The organism is Collimonas fungivorans Ter331 (assembly GCF_000221045.1).
GTDB classification, from domain to species: domain Bacteria; phylum Pseudomonadota; class Gammaproteobacteria; order Burkholderiales; family Burkholderiaceae_D; genus Collimonas; species Collimonas fungivorans_A.
This window is the reverse complement of the sequence record NC_015856.1, coordinates 2,701,867-2,719,470: the sequence shown is the minus strand read 5'-3', so window position 1 is coordinate 2,719,470 and position 17,604 is coordinate 2,701,867. Positions and strand designations below refer to the sequence as shown.

The window sequence follows — 17,604 nt, the reverse complement described above, 5'->3', positions numbered from 1 at the left end:
CAACTTGGGTTGATTACCTATTGATGGAGAAACTGGGCGCAGTATAGTCGAATTGATAACTTCTTGATTGCTTGTTACCATCCGGCTTGATAAACCGCGCCTGGGCATTGTAGACCTAACTCAAATTCTTTGATTAGGCGCAACTGTTTCGAGGATAATTGGCAGATTGCAATTTTGGTGATGGAGTTCCGATGTCCGATTTGTTGAATAGAGTGGGTCGCATTCCCGACAATGTTTCGCTGCCCGAACTGACGCTGCGAGGCATCATCCTGGGCGCCCTGATTACGGTCGTGTTCACGGCCTCCAACGTCTACCTGGGACTGAAAGTCGGCCTGACTTTTTCTTCCGCCATCCCGGCCGCCGTGATTTCCATGGCTGTGCTGCGCATGTTCAAGAGCGCCAATATCCTTGAAAACAATATGGTGCAGACCCAGGCTTCGGCCGCGGGCACCTTGTCGTCGATCATCTTCATCCTGCCCGGACTGGTGATGATCGGTTACTGGCAGGGTTTCCCGTACTGGCAGACCCTGGCGATCTGCGCTGCCGGCGGCATGCTGGGCGTGATGTTCACGATCCCGCTGCGGCACGCGATGGTGGTGCAAAGCGACCTGCCTTATCCGGAAGGCGTGGCGGCGGCGGAAATCCTGCGCGTCGGCAGCGCGGAAGTCGAACTCGACGCCGCTACCGGCAAGGCCGGCGCCAAGGCTGAAACCGGCATCGTCGACATCATGGCCGGCGGCTTCACGGCCGCTGCCGTGACTCTGTTTTCATCCGGCTTCCGGGTGCTGGGCGAGGGCATCAACTTGTGGTTCGCGGCAGGTCCGGCGGTAGTGCGCCTGTCCGCCGGATTTTCGCTGGCCTTGCTGGGCGCGGGCTACCTGATCGGCATCGTGGCCGGCATGGCCATGCTGATCGGCCTGCTGATCGCCTGGGGCGTGGCGGTGCCCGTACTGACCTCGATGCACAGCATCCCGGACGGCGTGACGCTGGCCAAATATGCGACCGGCCTGTGGAGCAAGGACGTGCGCTTCATCGGCGCCGGCACCATCGGCGTGGCGGCGGTCTGGACCCTGATCACCTTGTTCAAGCCGATGATGGAAGGCGTCAAGACCTCGTTCCAGGCTCTGCGCGGCGGCAAGGGCCGCATCAACATTCCACGCACCGAACAGGACCTGGCGCCGAGCTGGATCATCGGCATCACCCTGGTGCTGGTGGCTATCCTGGTGGCGACTTTCGCCAGCTTCCTGAGCGCCGCGCCTTTGTCGGCCGGCATGGTGTGGGGGCTGGTTGCCTACAGCGTCCTGTTCGCCGTGATTTTCGGTTTCCTGATCGCTGCTGCCTGCGGTTACATGGCAGGCTTGATCGGTTCTTCCGCCAGCCCGATTTCGGGCGTCGGCATCGTTGCCGTGGTGCTGGTGTCGCTGCTGATCCTGCTGGTCGGCAGCGGCGACGGTTTGCTGGCAACCGAGAGCGGCAACAAGCTGGGTATCGCGCTGGCGATCTTCACCACCTCGGCAGTGATCGCGGTGGCTACCATTTCCAACGACAACCTGCAGGACTTGAAAACCGGCTGGCTGGTAGGCGCTACGCCTTGGCGCCAGCAGGTGGCTTTGCTGATCGGCTGCGTGGTGGGTGCGGTAGTGATTCCACCGGTGCTCGAACTGCTGTACAACGCCTACGGTTTTGCCGGCGCCATGCCGCGCGCCGAGATGGACGTGACGCACGCCTTGTCGGCGCCGCAAGCGACCCTGATGACCGCAATCGCGACAGGGATTTTCACCCACCAGCTGAACTGGGACATGATCCTGATCGGCCTCGGGCTGGGCGTGGTGCTGGTGACCATCGACGAGGTGCTGCGGCGCCGTGGCGGCATCGCGCGCCTGCCGGTGCTGGCGGTAGGCATCGGCATCTATTTGCCGCCGACGGTGGCTTCGACCCTGGTGCTGGGCACCTTGCTGGCTTGGGTGATCGAACGTGTCCTGAAAAAGCGCGCACAGAAAGCGGGCGTGCCGTACGAGCAGTTTGCCGAAGCGCCAAACCGGCGCGGCGTCTTGCTGGCGTCGGGCCTGATCGTCGGTGAAAGCCTGGTGGGGGTGCTGCTGGCCGCCATCATCGGTTTCACCGGCAACGACTCGCCGCTGGCGCTGGTTGGTGCTTCCTTTGAAAACACTGCGCAGTGGCTGGGGCTGATTGTCTTTGCAGCTGTGGCCTGGGTTTTCTCGCGCCGCGTGCTGACGGCGCGCCAGCAATAGGCATTCGCCGACTGCTGTGCAGCCGTTGAAAAAATGGACCGGGCTGAATACCCGGTCCATTTTATTTTGCAGATATTGTTCCGGCGGTGCCGGCCGGCTACTCGTGGTGCAAGGCAATCCCGAACTGCTCCGCCAGCGCGCTGCGGCCTTCCGGCGTGATGCCGACCACGCGCGAATGTTTGCTCCTGGTCAGCCAGCCCAGCTCGACCATGCGTTTCGCCAGTGTCGCGCCGAGCGCGCCGGCCAGGTGGTCGCGCCGCTCGCTCCAGTCCAGGCAGGGATAGGCGAACTGGCGCCGGCTTTTCTGCAATTGGCGGGTATCGATGCCGAAATCCTCGAACCAGGTTTCGCCTTGCTCCGATAGCAAAAAAGTGCCGTCGTCGGTCTGCAGGAGGCCGCGTTCGAGCAGCACCTCGGTCAGCCGGGTGCCCAGCTTTCCGGCCAGGTGGTCGTAGCAGAAACGCGCGGTGCAGATGGCGTCGTTGTTGTTGGCGGGGCCGGTGCGCTGGCGTTTCGGCGCAAACACCATCAGCGATTCGATCAGGCGCGCCACTTCCGGCGAAGCCAGGCGAAAGTATTTGTGCCGGCCTTGCGAGGTCATGTCGAGCAGCTTGTCGTCCACCAACTGGCGCAAGTGCGCAGTGGCGGTGGCGGGCTTGATGTCGGTGCCGTAGGCCAGTTCCTTGGCAGTCAGGGCGCGTCCCTCCATCAGCAGCGCCAGCATCTGGATGCGGGTCGGATCGCCGATGGTGCGCGCCAGCCGGCTGAGGTCGGGTTCGTCGTTCATAGTTTGATGGTAACCGTACTGTTGTTGCATGACAAGCGGCTGCGACTGGCCCAGAATTGAGTCTTGATCACTTAGGTAACGGAGTCGCCGCAATGACATCATCCCGACCAGCGCGAACAGCTGACACAGCTGTTGTGAAAGCTGCCATGCCCGCACCGGGCTGGACGATTGCGGCCAGCAGTTTTGCTTTTGTCATCGTCCAGCTGGACATCACCATCGTCAATGTCGCTCTGCCGCAGATCGGCGCCGACCTGGGTGCGCGCGTCTCGGCTTTGCAGTGGGTGGTGGATGCCTATACCCTCGGTTTCGCGGTATTCCTGCTGTCGGCCGGCGCCTTGGGCGACAAGTTCGGTTCCAAGCGCCCGTTCCTGGCCGGATTCCTGCTGTTCGCCTTGGCCTCGGCCGCCTGCGGGCTGGCGCCCAATGCCGGTTTCCTCAACATCGCCCGCGCCATCCAGGGCATAGGCGCGGCGCTGCTGGTGCCCAGTTCGCTGGCGATCCTGAACCGCGCTTGCGCCCACGATAAAAAATTGCTGGCCAAGGCGATCGGACTCTGGACCGCCGCCGGCGGCGTCTCGATTGCCGCCGGCCCGGTGCTGGGCGGCTTGCTGCTGGCGACCGCCGGATGGCGCAGCATCTTCTGGGTAAATATTCCGATCTGCATCCTCGGTTTCCTGCTGACCTTGCGCGTGGTGCCTGCCATGGCAAGCAAGGTACATACACATTCCTTCGATGGGCTGGGACAGATACTGGCGATTGTCGCACTGACCGGGCTGGTTGGCGCGGTGATCGAACTGCATCCGCTAGGACTGAGCCATCCGCTGGTATTGGCCGGATTCTGCCTGGCGTTGATCGCCGGCGCCGCGTTCATCATGGTGGAACAGAAAGTGGCCCATCCGATGCTGCCCTTGAACTTCTTCCGCCAGACCAGCTTTACCGCTGCAGTACTGTTTGGCGTGCTGGTGAATTTTTCCTACTACGGCGTGATCTTCGTGATCAGCTTTTACCTGCAGAAAGTGCAGGGCTACAATTCGCTGCAAGCCGGGCTGGCGTTCCTGCCGTTGACCGGCACTTTCATATTTTCCAACCTGGCCAGCGGCTGGCTGATCGGCCGCGCCGGGGTGCGCTTGCCGATGGTGCTGGGCGGCTTGGTCGGCGCCATCGGATATGGAGTGCTCGGAGCTTTCGGTATCGCCAGCCATGCCAGTTTCCTGCATATGCTGCCGGGTTTTCTACTGATTCCGGTCGGCATGGGGCTGGCGGTGCCGGCCATGACGACCTCAATATTGTCCAGCGTGGAAAAGGACAGGGCAGGGACTGCGTCGGCGGTGCTCAATACCGCCAGGCAGGTTGGTGGTGCGGTTGGAGTGGCAGTGTTTGGCGCCTTGGTCAGCGACAGTTTTGGCGGGAATATGGTCAGCGGGGTCAGGATCGCCATGTGGACTGCGACGGTCCTGTTATTGGCGGCCGCGGGGTTGGGTTATCTGGTCCGGCCGGTTGGCAGCAAGTAAGTTGACGCTGAAAATGTAATAGAAGGTCTGTGCAATATCTCATTGCAGCGCTGGCCTCGACTTTTCGTGATCAGACTTTCCCCATTTTTTTTTGTGCGCAAAACTCGGCCTCGGCAGCATTTTTTCCCGCAATTATCCATCCAGCTTCAGCAGAGTGAACAGCGGCACACACAATTTGACTCATTCTTGAATGCAATGGTTGAAGAATTATTAAATAGAAAGGAATTCATCGACGCTATATTGGAAATCTGATATGTTTCCCCCATAAAAATATAGGGATAAGTCATGGGTTTAAATACAAACGAGTGGAAGTCGCCGTTAGGTTTACCCGCCCAGCAACCCTATCGAATGGAGGAAAGACTGCGATTCAACTCAGCAGCAGTTATTCCTGGCAACAATGCCTCGGCGAAGGAGAGGTTGTGAGCACGACAGGCCCGGTAGACTGGCCGGAAGACTTTCCGTTCCGGCCGCATCTGCGCTTCTGTACTCTTGGAAACGAGAACGTGACGGAGGTTATGGAGAGCTTTCGCATCGCGTGCGAACAACTGGGATACTCAACCAGCATTGAAGTCACGCCCAGCGTAGGCAACGCCGACATCAACCTTTTCTTTTTCGCGATGGGTCTTGGCTTGCCTTCCGATGCGGTGCTGCCACTCAACACCATCGTTGTCAACTTTGAGCCTGGCCTGCCCGAATTATTGGCAGAAATGCCAGGCTATCGCCACTTGCTCCAGTGCGCATGGGTCTGGGAGTACAGCCTTGATAATTTGAAGCATCACCAAGCTCTGGGGATACTCAGGTCTGACTACGTACCCCTGACTTTTGAGCCAAAGGCGACGCCCATCGTACCCGAAGACCAAGTACTGAGCGACGATCAGCAGGACATCGATGTCATCTTCTTCGGGGAAACCATGCCCCGTCGGCTCTCCATTTTGCGCGAGCTAGAGTCGCACGGGCTTCGGGTTGCCTATCCGATAGGAACGGCCTGGACGCCGGCGCAGCGCGATGCCTTGCTACCGCGTGCAAAGGTCGCCTTAAATATGCGCAAGGCCGATCACACAAGCACTGCAGAATTGCCGCGCTTGTCCATCCTGTTGCGCAACCGCAAGGCAGTCGTGTCAGAGCTTTACCCGCATTCCGAGATACCGCTTGTGCTGCGCGACGCCGTCGATGGCTGCTCGTACAACGAACTCGTCGAGCGAGTGCATGCGCTGCTGGCCGATGCCCCGCGGCGGCGCATGCTCGAGAAGGCCGGCCCTCTCGCGCTGCTTGGCTTGACTCCACAGAAAGAGATTTTGGCCGGTGCAATGCACCGTTATGTTGCTGCAGTCCGTCAGCGCCTGTAGCGCATGCCGTCAGAGGATGGGAGTCATAGGATCGGGGTCAGATACCGTCTTGAATAGCATGCGGATGACAAAGGCGTATTCGGAGGACAGGCAACGACTGTCCTGTTGTTTTTGAATCTGGGGGCTGCGTTGTTTGGTTCGGCCTACCGGGCTGCTGCACGATAGTTTGCTGAAATACCGGCCCGCCTATGAAAGAATGCATCAGCGCGAGCCGGTGTTTTACTAAAAATTATTTTTTTTGCTCAGCCTTGCGATGGTGTTTCTTCACGACTTTGCCGTGATGCTTCACAGGTTCCTGCTTGTAAGTTTCAACCTTGCGGTCATTGCGTGCATCAGGATGGCCGGCCAACGGGTCGCCCGAGTTCTGGGCTTGCGCGAATGGTGTCAGCGCGAGGAGGAGAGCGGCGATGCCAAATAGCTTTTTCATATTTATTCCTTCCGGTGATTGGGTTTCACAATCCCTTTTGCAGCGGGATGTCTTATAAACGCTGCGGAAGATATTCGGTTGACAACGGCTACGCTATTCCCACGTAACTTCGTGTAACATCCAGCGAACCTCTTTCTAGCGGAGCCTCGAATGAAAAAACGCCAGTTCCTGTCGACTGCCGCCGGTTCGCTGGCCGGCGCCCTGGGAATATCCGCCGTGCCGGCTTGTGCGGCAGCCGCCGACAAAAGCGCCGGACAAACGACCGCGCCGGCGGTGCTAACAATTGCCGGTGCAATCGAGCGCAACAACCGCGGCCCGGTCGATCCGGTGGTCGACCAGATGATGCACAAGCAGAACGTGCAGTTCACCCGCGCGTTTGCCTTCGACCTGGCCGCGCTGGCCAAGCTGCCTGCCGTCACCATCAATCCGACCCTCGAATACGACAGCAAACCGCACCAGTTGCGTGGTCCGCGCCTGGCCGATGTGCTGGATGCACTGGGTGCCAGCAAGGCGCCGGGGACGCAGATCGTGTTTCATTCGGTTGACGGCTACATGCCGCAGCTGAGTTTTGTCCAGTTGCGGCAATACGGCTACATCCTGGCGACGCATATCGACGGCAAGCCGATGGCGATCGGCGGTTTTGGTCCCATCTTCGCAATCTATGACGCCGACAGCATCGCCGAGCAGGCGCAAAAGCCGCTGAACCAGCGCTTTGCACTTTGTCCATGGGGCTTGTATTGCATCGAGGTGGTGGCGGGCAAGTGAGGCAAGCGGCGTCGCTTCATTCGTCGCTAAACAATTCACCCTGCATTACGGCCGGCTCGCTTTCGGCTTCTTCTTTTCTTGTCAGTGCACTGGCTCGCACGCCCAGCAAGCGCAAGCGCCTGTCCAAGGTGACGCGGCGCAGGCATTCTCCTGCGGCATGCCGGATTGCCGTGGCGTCGTCCGTTGCATCGGGCAATGTCAGGTCGCGGGTAACGATCTGGAAATCCGCGAAACGCAATTTGATCCCTATCGTACGGGCAAGGTAACCTTTCCTTTGCAGGTCGCCGGCCAACCGCACGCACAGGTCCGTGAATATGGGCGTCAGCGTGTCGCGGTCGAGCTTGGCGTGCAGGTCCCGCTCGAAAGTCGTTTCGCGGCTGATCGATTTGGTTTCCGAGCTGGTGACCACCGGGCGGTCGTCCAGGCCGTGGGATGCGCGCATCAGCCATTCGCTATACGTCCGGCCGAAATTTTCCTGGAGCACGGCCGGATCCGTGGCGGCCAGTTCGCCGATGGTGTTGACGCCGAGCGCGGTCAGTTTTTCGGCTGCCTTGGGGCCGATGCCATTGACTTTTCTTGCCGCCAGCGGCCAGATGCGTGATGGGATATCAGCTTCGGTGATCACGGTCAGGCCGTTCGGCTTCTCCAGCTCCGAGCTGATCTTGGCCAGCAGCTTGTTGGGCGCGATGCCGATCGAACACGACAACCCGGTAGCTTCGCGCACGGCGTCCTTGATGCGTTGCGCCACCACGCGGATGTCGTCCGGATGCTGGCTCAAGTCCATATAGATTTCGTCGATGCCGCGGTCTTCTATCAGCGGCGCGATTTCGGCCACCGCTGCCTTGAACAGCCGCGAATAATGCCGGTAAGACTCGAAATCGGTCGGCAGCAGGATCGCATCCGGCGCCAGCTTGGCTGCCTTCATCATGCCCATCGCAGAAAACACGCCGAAGGCGCGCGCTTCGTAAGTGGAGGTGGTGACGACGCCGCGGCCGACATAATCGCGCAGCTTGTGATACTGGAGCTTGCCGTCTTCCCCAGGCTCGGGCTTGTGCCTGGAGCCGCCGCCGATCACCACCGCCTGGCCGCGCAGCTCGGGGTAGCGCAGCAGCTCCACCGACGCGTAGAAAGCGTCCATATCCAGGTGTGCGATACGACGAATGGGCGAAGGCATGAAATCAATATGTGTAGAGATCCGATACGGCGACAGCATACCATTACTGTATATAAATACAGTAATGCAAATCCCGTTTTTTTGATCGTTTTTCATTGTTTTACATCGTTCGTATCTGATGTCCTCCTGCAGCATTTGACAGTATTGCTACGCCGACAATGATGCTACGTTGCAACTAATTGCTTGCGCCAGCCTTGTCCCGCAGTTCGTCGGACGTCAATCGGAGGAGTCAAACATGAAATATTGCATACGGCAGATTATTCAATGGGGGCTGGCGCTTGTGCTGCTGGCGCCAGGATTCAGCTGGGGACACGGCGCGGTGGACATACCCGTTGCGCGCCAAGTGAAATGCAAACTGGTGGATGGCGTATGGGGGCCGATAGACGGCTCGGGCATTTCAGATCTCGGCTGCCGCGATTCGGCGCTGGTGTTTGCTACTGCAGCGGACCGTGCATATCCCATCGACCAGTGGCATGAGGTCGCGAAGCAGATAGCGCCGCCGGATTACAACGATGATGCAAAAGTCAGGGCAGCGATTCCGGACGGCCACCTATGCTCGGCGGCGGATCCCAAGAAGCACAGCCTGGATCTTGCCACGCCTAACTGGTATAAAACCCCGGTGCGCCTGCACGACGGCAAGATGACGGTGCGCCTGATCGGCACCCAGCCGCATCTGCCCGGCTTCTTCAAGATCTATTTGAGCAAGGCTAGCTACAGCGGAACCCAGCCTCTGAAATGGAGCGATCTCGACCTGATGCACGAAGGCAGTCCTGAGAACTACCGCACTGACTGGGCTTCGCCGCCGGCATTGACCGAGCCTCCGGTAAAGGGTTTTTTCCAGTTTGAGGTGGCAGTGCCTCCGGGAAGGACCGGCAATGCCGTGTTGTTTGTGCGCTGGCAGCGGATCGATCCGGCGGGAGAAGGTTTCTATAACTGCAGCGACATCACAATCGAAGGCGAAGGCAACCCATTTCCCTGGTTTGACAAAGGCGTCTTCGTTCCGTCTGATATCGCGCCAAAAGCTGGCGAGCGTGTGCGTTTCCGTGTGTTTGGACACACCCGGGAAGTGCGCGAAATCGTCGATGAACACGTGGATGTAACCAGCGCCAATCTGCAGCCTGCTGTGTGGGGAAAACAGCTGGCGGAGAAGCTCTCGGCCCATGCCAACTTCGTCCGGGTCGGCGTCCGCACCGGCAATGACATCATATTCAATCCTGCCGACATCCACCGCAACCAGGTTTATCTGGCGAACGACAATGATTCCACGGCTATCAGCATTATCCCGACGCCGCCAGTCGACCAGCGGCCGCCGCAAGCCGTGATTACCGGCCCGGCCACGGTCAAGTCGGGTCAGCATTTCATGCTGGATGGCAGCTCCTCGATCGGCTACAACGGCGCGCTTCGGTTCCAGTGGGTGCCCGATTGGCAGGGCGGCAGTTTCCACGATACGTTGCTGCATGTCGACGCGCCTGTCGTTACGGCGGTCGAGCAGCACAAGGTTCAATTGGGGGTGTATGACGCTGAAAACCGGAAAAACGGCCAGACTGTCGTCGCGATCACCGTTGAGCCCCAGACCGGCGGCGGCCATGATCCCTATGTGCCGGGCCATGCCTACCAAGGTGGCGAAATCGTGACCCACAATGGCGTCGACTATCAGTGCAAACCATATCCGGCCGCCGGTTGGTGCGGCCAGGCGCCGGCAACTTACGAGCCGGGCAAAGGTTCACACTGGACTGATGCCTGGGATCTGTATGCGCCGGCACGAAAATCCTAGGCAGGCATAGGAAAACCGGTTTGATGTTTAAACACCAGACGGCCCTCAAAGGGCTGTCTGGCTATTTACCCATCCTTCATGCCGCGCCTATCCATGGATTGAGAATTGTCGCGCCGCTTGCCTGAAAGTCAGTGACGTTGCGTGTGACGACCGTCATTCCGTGAACCAGGGCGGTCGCAGCGATCAGGCCGTCGCGAACCGGCCGCGGGTCAGGGACATGCAAGCGCGCGCTGCGTTGGGCGACAGCGGTATCCACTACCAGGATGCGGCCTGAGAAGGCAGGCAGGACATGGCTGTTCATCCAGGCCCGGAATATGGCTCCCTGAGATGGATCGCGGCGCTCTGCGAGCAATATGCCGATTTCCAGTTCCTGGATAGTGATCGCTGATAAGTACAAGTCCGCCGCATCCACGCTGTCGGCCCAATCGGCAACGTATTTATCCGCTTTTCCGAGACGGATTTTCCGCAGCTCGGATACGACATTGGTATCGAGGATGTACATCAGGAAAGATCCGCTACCTGTGCCAGATCGTCCAATCGAGGGATGTCAAGTTCAATGGCTTCAATTCCAGGCATGGCCAGCAAATCCGCGATCTTGGTTCTGCCGCCGCTGATTCGCTTGTACTCATCGAACGTCAGCAGCACGTGCGCCGGTCGGCCCCGATCCGTGATGAATACCGGACCGGCTTCTGCCGCTTTTTTTGCTTTGCTGGCATCCTGGTTGAACTGACGGCTTGAAAGGGTTGTGATCGTCATCTTGACACCTCACATTGATTTGCAATGTAGATATGTTACTACAAATTGATGATTGCGTAAAATATGTAGATACATCACTACATTTTAACGATTTTACAATACCGGACTGAACAAACGAGCGACATGAATCAGCACCCGGTACAGATAATGCAGCCGCCCATATTCGCTGGCATCGATTTCAATCGCTTGCGCAAAATCGGCCTTTAGCATCTGCTCGACCTCGCTGGCAAACATCGTATCGATATTCAAGGCAGTAATCTCGAAATTCAACCGCAGCGAGCGGTTATCCAGGTTCATGCTGCCGACCGCCGCCGTGTCGTCATCGATCAGCAACACCTTCTGATGAGTGAACCCAGGCTGATAGCGGAACACGCGTATGCCGGCGCGCACCGCCTCGTGTGCGTTCAGGCTCGATGCCAGGAACACGGTGCGGTGATCGGCGATAGCTGGGATCAGGATGCGCACGTCGACGCCGCGGAACACCGCCAGCTGCAGCGCGGCGTTGACGGCCGAGTCTGGCACCAGGTAGGGCGTGGCGAGCCACAGCCGGTGGCGGGCGGCATGTATCGCCTGGACGAAGAACAGCGAACAGGTTTCTTGCGCGTCGGCCGGTCCGGTGGCGGCAATCAGGCTGGTGGCGTGGCCTTCGCCGGCGCGCGGCGGCAGCAAGGCCAGCGGCTCGCCGGTGATCCAGTGCCAGTTTTCATCGAAGGCCAGCTGCAGGTCGGCCACTGCCGGGCCCTGCAGTTCCATGTGGGTATCGCGCCACGGCGCCAGCGGCGGCTTGAGGCCGAGGTATTCGTCGCCGACGTTGAGGCCGCCGACAAAACCGCGCCAGCCGTCCACTACAACCACCTTGCGATGGTTGCGGAAGTTGAGCTGGAAGCGGTTGCGCCAGCGGCGGGTGGCGAAGCGGTGGATCTGGACGCCGCCGGCGCGCAGGATGGCATCGTAGCTTGCCGGCAGCTCGTGGCTGCCGACGCCGTCGTACAGCACGTGGACGCGGACGCCGGCGGCGGCGCGTTCCAGCAGCGCCGCTTGCAGTCGACGGCCCAGTTCGTCGTCGTGGATGATGAAAAACTGCACCAGCACATAGTGCTCGGCGCCGGCGATGGCTTCGAAGATCGCATCGAAACTGGCCTTGCCGTTAACCAGCAAACGCAGGCGGTGGCCGCTCAGGAACGGTACGCCGAGCATTTTGCTGATGGCCTGGTAGCGCTGGGCGCCGGCATGCGGCGGGTATTGCGCGGCTAACGCGCGCTGGGCCGGATCGTCCAGCTGGCGCAGGCGCGCCAGCCGTGAATGATGCAGTTCGGCATAGCCGGTGAAACGTTTACTGCCAAGGAACAGGTAAGGCAGCAGCGTGAAATAGGGCAGCAGCACCAGCCCGAACACCCAGGCCACCGCGCCTTGCGGCGTGCGGGTGTGCATCAGGGCATGGATCGCGGCGACGACGCCGGCGGCATGCAGCACCAGAACTAGAGCGGAAACCAGGGCAAGCGGCAAATACTGCATTCAGACAGCTCCGAATCTCATGGGCAGCTTGCATATTAGCCAATATATTGGTCAATAAGCGGACCGCCCGCTTATTTTTTTGCCTGCAGCGCAATCCGCACCGCCAGGCCGGCCAGCACCGTGCCCATCAGCCAGCGCTGGATCAGCAGCCAGCTGGGCCGGCTGCCCAGCACGCCGGCGATCGAACCGGCGGCTAGCGTGACCATCGAGTTGACCGTGATGCTGACCACGATCTGGATCACGCCCAGCACCAGCGACTGCACCAGGATGCTGGCGCCGTTGGGGTCGATGAACTGCGGCAGCAGCGCCAGGTAAAGCAAGGCGACCTTGGGATTGAGCAGGTTGGTGAACAGGCCCATCAGGAACAGCTTGCGGTTGCTGTCGGCGGGCAGGTCGCGCACCGCGAACGGCGAGCGGCCGCCGGGTTTTACCGCTTGCCAGGCCAGGTACAGCAGGTAGGCGGCGCCGCCGAAACGCAGCAGGTCGTAGGCCAGCGGCACGGCAAACAGCAGGGCGGTGATGCCGAACGCGGCGCATAGCATGTAAAACACAAAACCGGTGGCGACACCGGCCAGCGATACGAATCCAGCCCTGGGACCTTGGCAGATCGAACGCGAGATCAGGTAGATCATGTTCGGTCCGGGCGTCAGTACCATGCCGAAGGCGACCAGCGCAAAACCCAGCAATAAATTAAGATTCGGCATACATGTTTCCAGAAGATTGTCAGGAGGCTGGCTCGGGGCCAGCTTGCGTATTTTGAGCTAAAACCTGCCGGTCCGCATGGCTATTTCCAGGCAACCCGATTTAAAAAAAGGAAACAAGAGATGAAGCTGTTACGAGTAGGTCCCAAGGGGCAGGAAAAACCGGCCATGCTGGATGGCGGCGGCAAGCTGCGCGACTTGTCGGGCGTGGTCAGCGATATCACCGCGCAACAGCTGACGCCCGCCGGGCTGGCGCAGCTGCGTGCGGTCGATCCGGCCAGCCTGCCGGAAATCACTGCTCCCGGCCGCATCGGCACGCCGTTTACCAGCCTCGGCAAATTCATGTGCGTGGGCTTGAACTACAGCGACCATGCCGCCGAATCGGGCTTGCCGGTGCCGCCGGAGCCGGTGCTGTTCAATAAGTGGACCAGCTGTTTCGGCGGTCCCAACGATGCAATCGTGATGCCGAAAAATTCGGTCAAGACCGACTGGGAAGTCGAGCTGGGCGTGGTGATCGGCAGCAAGGCGCGTTATGTTGCGCTGGACCAGGCGCTGTCGCATGTGGCCGGTTATTGCGTGATCAACGATGTCTCCGAACGCGAATACCAGATCGAACGCAGCGGCACCTGGGACAAGGGCAAGGGCTGCGACACCTTCGGGCCGGTCGGACCGTGGCTGGTCACCGCCGATGAAGTGGCGGATCCGCAAAACCTGTCGATGTGGCTGGAGGTCAACGGCAAGCGCTTCCAGGACGGCAGTACCAAGACCATGATCTTCAATGTCGCTTTCCTGGTCCATTACATCAGCCAGTTCGCCACCCTGTACCCGGGCGACATCATTTCCACCGGTACGCCGCCCGGCGTCGGCATGGGGCAAAAGCCGCCGCTGTACCTCAAGCATGGCGACGTGGTGCGGCTGGGCATAGATGGGCTGGGCGAACAGCAGCAGACCGTGCATGCCTGGGACGAGAGTTTGCTGGACTGACTTATTTGTGCTTGGAGAGCATAAGTGTTGTTCTGATTTCCTGGATTGTTATGTCTGTCGGAATAAATAATAATAAATAATCATTCCGGCAGTCAATGTCTGACGCGATTGACGCCCGCAATTGACGCCAACATACCGAGGCAAAACCATGAAATCAGAAAACATCAGCCATCTGCTGACACGCGCGCATACCCATGACGTTGTCTACCTGGCCGAGGACCAGACCATCTCGATCCAGAAAGCCTTGAAGCAAGGCGAAAGAATCAAGTGCCTGAGCGGCTTGCTGTGGATTACCGCGGAAAATTTCAAAGGCGATATTTTCCTGAACGAAAACAAGGATGTTGAAATGCACGGCGCCAAGCACATCGTGATCACCGCCCTGAAACCTTCCAGTTTCACCTACGAGCAAGCGACGGTGTAGTCAATAGCGTAATATTTGGCATTGCTTGCCGCTACCGGCGAGCGTCTTGGCCTGCTCAGGGCCGCGGAGAATGCCAATGTCTTTTGATGTCGACCTGTTTGTCATCGGCGCCGGTTCCGGCGGTGTGCGCGCGGCGCGCTTTTCTGCAGGCTTCGGCGCCCGCGTGGCGGTGGCGGAAAGCCGCTACCTGGGCGGCACCTGCGTCAATGTCGGCTGCGTGCCGAAAAAATTCCTGGTCTATGGCGCCCATTTCAGCGAGGACTTCGAGCAAGCCTCCAGCTTTGGCTGGACCGTCGGCAAGCCGCAGTTCGACTGGAACACGCTGATCGCCAACAAGAACCGCGAGATCCACCGGCTCAACGAAGTCTATCGCGGCTTGCTGCTTAACAGCGGAGTCGCCTTGCATGAAGGCCATGCCAGGCTGCTGGACAAGCACACGGTGGAGATCAACGGCCAGCGCATCAGCGCCGCCAACATCCTGGTCGCCACCGGCAGCTGGCCGCAAGTGCCGGATATCCCGGGCAAGGAATTTGCCACCACCTCCAACGAAGCGTTCTTCCTCAAGGAATTGCCGCGCCGCGTGCTGGTGGTCGGCGGCGGTTACATCGCCGTCGAATTCGCTTCCATCTTCCATGGCCTGGGGGCGCAGACCAGCCTGCTGTATCGCGGCGACCTGTTCCTGCGCGGATTCGACCACGGCGTGCGCCAGCACCTGAATGAGGAATTCAAGAAGAAGGGCGTCGACCTGCAGTTCAAGGCCGATATCGCCAGCATCGCGAAACAAGCCGACGGCAGTTTGCAGGCCACCCTGGAAGACGGTCGCGTGCTCGATACCGACTGCGTGTTCTATGCTACCGGCCGGCGGCCGATGCTGGACAACCTGGGCCTGGAGAATGTCGACGTGGCGCTGGACGCCAAAGGTTTTGTCAAGGTCGACCAGGAATATCGCAGCTCAGAACCCAGCATCCTGGCCCTGGGCGACGTCATCGGCAAGGTGCAGCTGACGCCGGTGGCGCTGGCGGAAGGCATGGCGGTCGCGCGGCGCTTGTTCCGTCCCGAGGAATACCGCCCGGTCGACTATCACCTGATCCCGACCGCCGTATTCAGTTTACCGAATATCGGCACGGTAGGGCTCACGGAAGAACAGGCGCAGGCCGCCGGCCACAAGCTGAAAATCTTCGAGAGCAGATTCCGGCCGATGAAGCTGAGCCTGGGCGACTACCATGAAAAAACCATGATGAAACTGATCGTCGACGCCGACAGCGACAAGGTGCTCGGCTGCCACATGGTGGGGCCGGACGCCGGCGAAATCATCCAGGGCATTGCCGTGGCCTTGCGCGCCGGCGCCACCAAACGCGTGTTCGACGACACCATCGGCATCCATCCGACTTCGGCCGAAGAGTTCGTCACGCTAAGGACGCCGCGGCCGGATTGACGTTTTCATGCCAAAAAGATGCGCGTCTGCTGCTAACATGGCAGGTTGCGAACCTATATCAAAAACCCATGAGCGAAAAACCGGAATTGACAGAAGAAGACGAGAGCGCCGGTTTCACGCGGCGCCGTTTCCTCGGCACCGTGGTTGCAGCCGGCGCCAGCCTGGCGTTGTCCGACTGCGCCAGCGACGGCAACCAGCAGATCGCTGCCGCGACCCAGGAAAAACTGCTGGACCAGAAGCTGCAGTCGGCCATCAAGCATGTGGTGGTGATCTACGCCGAGAACCGCAGCTTCAATAACCTGTACGGTAATTTTCCCGGCGTGCAGAGGCCCTTGTCGCAAGCGATGCAGGCGCGCTACACGCAGCTGGACCGCGACGGCAAGACGCCGCTGGCGCAGCTGCCCAAGATATGGGGCGGCCTGGTGCCGCAGGCGCAGGAAGTCGGCGGCCAGCGCTACATGATTGCCGAAGACCAGATCAGCGGCTTGCCGAACGCGCCGTTCAAGCTGAGCGATCAGCACGGCAAGCTGTTGCCGCAAGGCGTGATTACGCGCGATCTGTGGCACAAGTTTTACCAGAACCAGATGCAGATCAACGGCGGCAAGAACGACCAGTTCGTCGCCTGGGCCGATTCCGGCGGCCTGACCATGGGCCACTACGGCGAGACCGCCAGCAAGCTGCGCCTGTGGAAGCTGGCCGAGCAATACACCTTGTGCGACAATTTTTTCATGTCGGCCTTCGGCGGTTCCTACCTCAACCACATCTTCCTGGTTTCCGGGCAGACGCCTTTTTATCCCGATGTCCACAACAGCCCGGCGCGCCACAATGTGGCGACCGTGGAAGGGGACGATCCCAAGGGCACGCGCCTGAAACTGGACGACAAGAATCCGGCATCGGCCATCGACGGTCCGCCGAAATTCCTGCGCGACCGGGCCATCACGCCTGACGGCTACGCAGTCAACACCATGGCGCCGCCATACCAGCCGAGCTTCGTGAAGCCGGCCATAGGCGGCGATGCGGCTTACGCCAACGCCGACGATCCGATGGTGCTGCCGCCGCAAACCTACGCCACCATAGGCGACCGCCTGTCGGAAAAGGACATCAGCTGGGCCTGGTATGCCGGCGCCTGGCAGGCTGCGCTGGACGGCAAGGCGAACGACGATGCGGTGCCTAATTTCCAATACCATCACCAGCCGTTCAATTACTTCAAGAGTTTTGCTCCCGGCACGGCGTTGCGCGAGACCCATCTGAAAGACGCCGGGCTGGGCGACGATCCGGCCACCAACAAGTTCCTGGCGGAGATCGATGCCGGCCGCCTGCCGGCGGTGAGTTTCTACAAGCCGCAGGGCAACCTGAACCTGCACGCCGGTTATGCCGACGTCGAATCGGGCGATCGCCATATCGCCAACGTCATCGCCCACCTGCAGCGCGGGCCGCAATGGCAGCACATGGTGGTGATCGTCACCCACGATGAGAATGGCGGCTGGTGGGACCATGTGGCGCCGCCCAAGGGCGACCGCTGGGGCCCGGGTTCGCGGATTCCGGCCACCGTCATTTCGCCGTATGCAAAAAAGGGGTTCGTCGACCACACGGTCTACGACACCACCTCGATCATGCGTTTCATTACCCGCCTGCACGGCTTGCGCAAGCTGGATGCACTAGTGGCGCGCGACCAGGCGTTCCGGGAAAACCGCCTAGCGCCGCTGGGCGACCTGACCAATACCCTGGACCTGGCGTAAGCCGCCAACAACATTAT

The 17,604-nt window shown here is 60.0% G+C and carries 16 protein-coding genes; 9 read left to right on the top strand and 7 right to left on the bottom strand.

Going from position 1 to position 17,604, the window contains the following annotated elements; genetic code table 11:
• Positions 1–191: 191 nt before the first annotated feature.
• The gene (locus CFU_RS11805) at positions 192–2,252 is read left to right on the top strand and encodes an OPT family oligopeptide transporter (protein ID WP_041741851.1); all 2,061 of its coding nucleotides are present in this window, start codon (positions 192–194) and stop codon (positions 2,250–2,252) included.
• 97 nt (positions 2,253–2,349) lie between these two features.
• On the opposite strand, the gene CFU_RS11800 is transcribed toward CFU_RS11805, so the two are convergent.
• Positions 2,350–3,039, bottom strand: a complete 690-nt coding sequence (locus CFU_RS11800) for an ArsR/SmtB family transcription factor (protein ID WP_041741849.1) — start codon at positions 3,037–3,039, stop codon at positions 2,350–2,352.
• Between the two features lie 146 nt (positions 3,040–3,185).
• Between CFU_RS11800 and CFU_RS11795 the strand changes: the two genes are divergently transcribed.
• Both CFU_RS11795 and CFU_RS11790 read left to right on the top strand, forming a co-directional pair.
• A complete protein-coding gene (locus CFU_RS11795) occupies positions 3,186–4,550 on the top strand; it encodes an MFS transporter (protein WP_041743381.1) in 1,365 nt (454 codons plus the stop codon).
• 419 nt (positions 4,551–4,969) lie between these two features.
• A complete protein-coding gene (locus CFU_RS11790; RefSeq protein WP_050808568.1) occupies positions 4,970–5,896 on the top strand; it encodes a hypothetical protein in 927 nt (308 codons plus the stop codon).
• 229 nt (positions 5,897–6,125) lie between these two features.
• Here the strand turns inward: CFU_RS11790 and CFU_RS11785 are convergent, their stop codons facing one another.
• The gene (locus tag CFU_RS11785) at positions 6,126–6,323 is read right to left on the bottom strand and encodes a hypothetical protein (RefSeq protein WP_014006265.1); all 198 of its coding nucleotides are present in this window, start codon (positions 6,321–6,323) and stop codon (positions 6,126–6,128) included.
• A gap of 150 nt (positions 6,324–6,473) precedes the next feature.
• On the opposite strand from CFU_RS11785, the gene CFU_RS11780 reads away from it, so the two are divergent.
• Positions 6,474–7,088 carry a molybdopterin-dependent oxidoreductase gene (locus CFU_RS11780; protein WP_014006264.1) on the top strand — a complete coding sequence of 205 codons (615 nt, stop codon included), beginning with the start codon at positions 6,474–6,476 and terminating at the stop codon, positions 7,086–7,088.
• A 16-nt stretch (positions 7,089–7,104) separates the two neighbouring features.
• On the opposite strand, the gene dinB is transcribed toward CFU_RS11780, so the two are convergent.
• A complete protein-coding gene (gene dinB / locus CFU_RS11775) occupies positions 7,105–8,262 on the bottom strand; it encodes a DNA polymerase IV (protein ID WP_041743377.1) in 1,158 nt (385 codons plus the stop codon).
• A 235-nt stretch (positions 8,263–8,497) separates the two neighbouring features.
• Between dinB and CFU_RS11770 the strand changes: the two genes are divergently transcribed.
• A complete protein-coding gene (locus CFU_RS11770; protein WP_041741847.1) occupies positions 8,498–10,036 on the top strand; it encodes a lytic polysaccharide monooxygenase in 1,539 nt (512 codons plus the stop codon).
• A gap of 76 nt (positions 10,037–10,112) precedes the next feature.
• Here the strand turns inward: CFU_RS11770 and CFU_RS11765 are convergent, their stop codons facing one another.
• From CFU_RS11765 to CFU_RS11750, 4 genes are all read right to left on the bottom strand, one after another.
• Positions 10,113–10,541 carry a type II toxin-antitoxin system VapC family toxin gene (locus CFU_RS11765; RefSeq protein ID WP_202946151.1) on the bottom strand — a complete coding sequence of 143 codons (429 nt, stop codon included), beginning with the start codon at positions 10,539–10,541 and terminating at the stop codon, positions 10,113–10,115.
• Positions 10,538–10,792 carry a type II toxin-antitoxin system prevent-host-death family antitoxin gene (locus CFU_RS11760; protein WP_014006261.1) on the bottom strand — a complete coding sequence of 85 codons (255 nt, stop codon included), beginning with the start codon at positions 10,790–10,792 and terminating at the stop codon, positions 10,538–10,540. The genes CFU_RS11765 and CFU_RS11760 overlap by 4 nt, the downstream gene beginning before the upstream one ends.
• A gap of 93 nt (positions 10,793–10,885) precedes the next feature.
• Positions 10,886–12,307, bottom strand: a complete 1,422-nt coding sequence (gene cls / locus CFU_RS11755; protein ID WP_014006260.1) for a cardiolipin synthase — start codon at positions 12,305–12,307, stop codon at positions 10,886–10,888.
• Positions 12,308–12,378: 71 nt separating this feature from the next.
• Positions 12,379–13,011 carry a LysE family translocator gene (locus tag CFU_RS11750; protein ID WP_014006259.1) on the bottom strand — a complete coding sequence of 211 codons (633 nt, stop codon included), beginning with the start codon at positions 13,009–13,011 and terminating at the stop codon, positions 12,379–12,381.
• A 120-nt stretch (positions 13,012–13,131) separates the two neighbouring features.
• Here CFU_RS11750 and CFU_RS11745 point away from each other — a divergent pair, with 120 nt between their 5' ends.
• From CFU_RS11745 to CFU_RS11730, 4 genes are all read left to right on the top strand, one after another.
• A complete protein-coding gene (locus tag CFU_RS11745; RefSeq protein ID WP_014006258.1) occupies positions 13,132–13,992 on the top strand; it encodes a fumarylacetoacetate hydrolase family protein in 861 nt (286 codons plus the stop codon).
• 148 nt (positions 13,993–14,140) lie between these two features.
• Positions 14,141–14,413 (top strand): DUF2917 domain-containing protein, encoded by a 273-nt coding sequence (locus CFU_RS11740; RefSeq protein WP_041741844.1) that lies wholly within the window; start codon positions 14,141–14,143, stop codon positions 14,411–14,413.
• A gap of 76 nt (positions 14,414–14,489) precedes the next feature.
• Positions 14,490–15,848 carry a glutathione-disulfide reductase gene (gene gorA, locus CFU_RS11735; protein WP_041741843.1) on the top strand — a complete coding sequence of 453 codons (1,359 nt, stop codon included), beginning with the start codon at positions 14,490–14,492 and terminating at the stop codon, positions 15,846–15,848.
• Positions 15,849–15,916: 68 nt separating this feature from the next.
• On the top strand, positions 15,917–17,587 hold the full coding sequence (locus tag CFU_RS11730; protein ID WP_041741841.1) for an acid phosphatase: 1,671 nt from the start codon (positions 15,917–15,919) through the stop codon (positions 17,585–17,587).
• Positions 17,588–17,604: the final 17 nt, after the last annotated feature.

What these genes read in the sequence shown, in the direction of transcription:
- CFU_RS11750 (WP_014006259.1), bottom strand. Translation starts at nt 13,011, where the DNA reads ATGCCGAATCTTAATTTATTGCTGGGTTTTGCGCTGGTCGCCTTCGGC.
- CFU_RS11805 (WP_041741851.1), top strand. Translation starts at nt 192, where the DNA reads ATGTCCGATTTGTTGAATAGAGTGGGTCGCATTCCCGACAATGTTTCG.
- dinB (WP_041743377.1), bottom strand. Translation starts at nt 8,262, where the DNA reads ATGCCTTCGCCCATTCGTCGTATCGCACACCTGGATATGGACGCTTTC.
- CFU_RS11745 (WP_014006258.1), top strand. Translation starts at nt 13,132, where the DNA reads ATGAAGCTGTTACGAGTAGGTCCCAAGGGGCAGGAAAAACCGGCCATG.
- CFU_RS11800 (WP_041741849.1), bottom strand. Translation starts at nt 3,039, where the DNA reads ATGAACGACGAACCCGACCTCAGCCGGCTGGCGCGCACCATCGGCGAT.
- CFU_RS11795 (WP_041743381.1), top strand. Translation starts at nt 3,186, where the DNA reads ATGCCCGCACCGGGCTGGACGATTGCGGCCAGCAGTTTTGCTTTTGTC.
- CFU_RS11730 (WP_041741841.1), top strand. Translation starts at nt 15,917, where the DNA reads ATGAGCGAAAAACCGGAATTGACAGAAGAAGACGAGAGCGCCGGTTTC.
- CFU_RS11770 (WP_041741847.1), top strand. Translation starts at nt 8,498, where the DNA reads ATGAAATATTGCATACGGCAGATTATTCAATGGGGGCTGGCGCTTGTG.
- cls (WP_014006260.1), bottom strand. Translation starts at nt 12,307, where the DNA reads ATGCAGTATTTGCCGCTTGCCCTGGTTTCCGCTCTAGTTCTGGTGCTG.
- CFU_RS11760 (WP_014006261.1), bottom strand. Translation starts at nt 10,792, where the DNA reads ATGACGATCACAACCCTTTCAAGCCGTCAGTTCAACCAGGATGCCAGC.
- CFU_RS11785 (WP_014006265.1), bottom strand. Translation starts at nt 6,323, where the DNA reads ATGAAAAAGCTATTTGGCATCGCCGCTCTCCTCCTCGCGCTGACACCA.
- CFU_RS11780 (WP_014006264.1), top strand. Translation starts at nt 6,474, where the DNA reads ATGAAAAAACGCCAGTTCCTGTCGACTGCCGCCGGTTCGCTGGCCGGC.
- CFU_RS11740 (WP_041741844.1), top strand. Translation starts at nt 14,141, where the DNA reads ATGAAATCAGAAAACATCAGCCATCTGCTGACACGCGCGCATACCCAT.
- gorA (WP_041741843.1), top strand. Translation starts at nt 14,490, where the DNA reads ATGTCTTTTGATGTCGACCTGTTTGTCATCGGCGCCGGTTCCGGCGGT.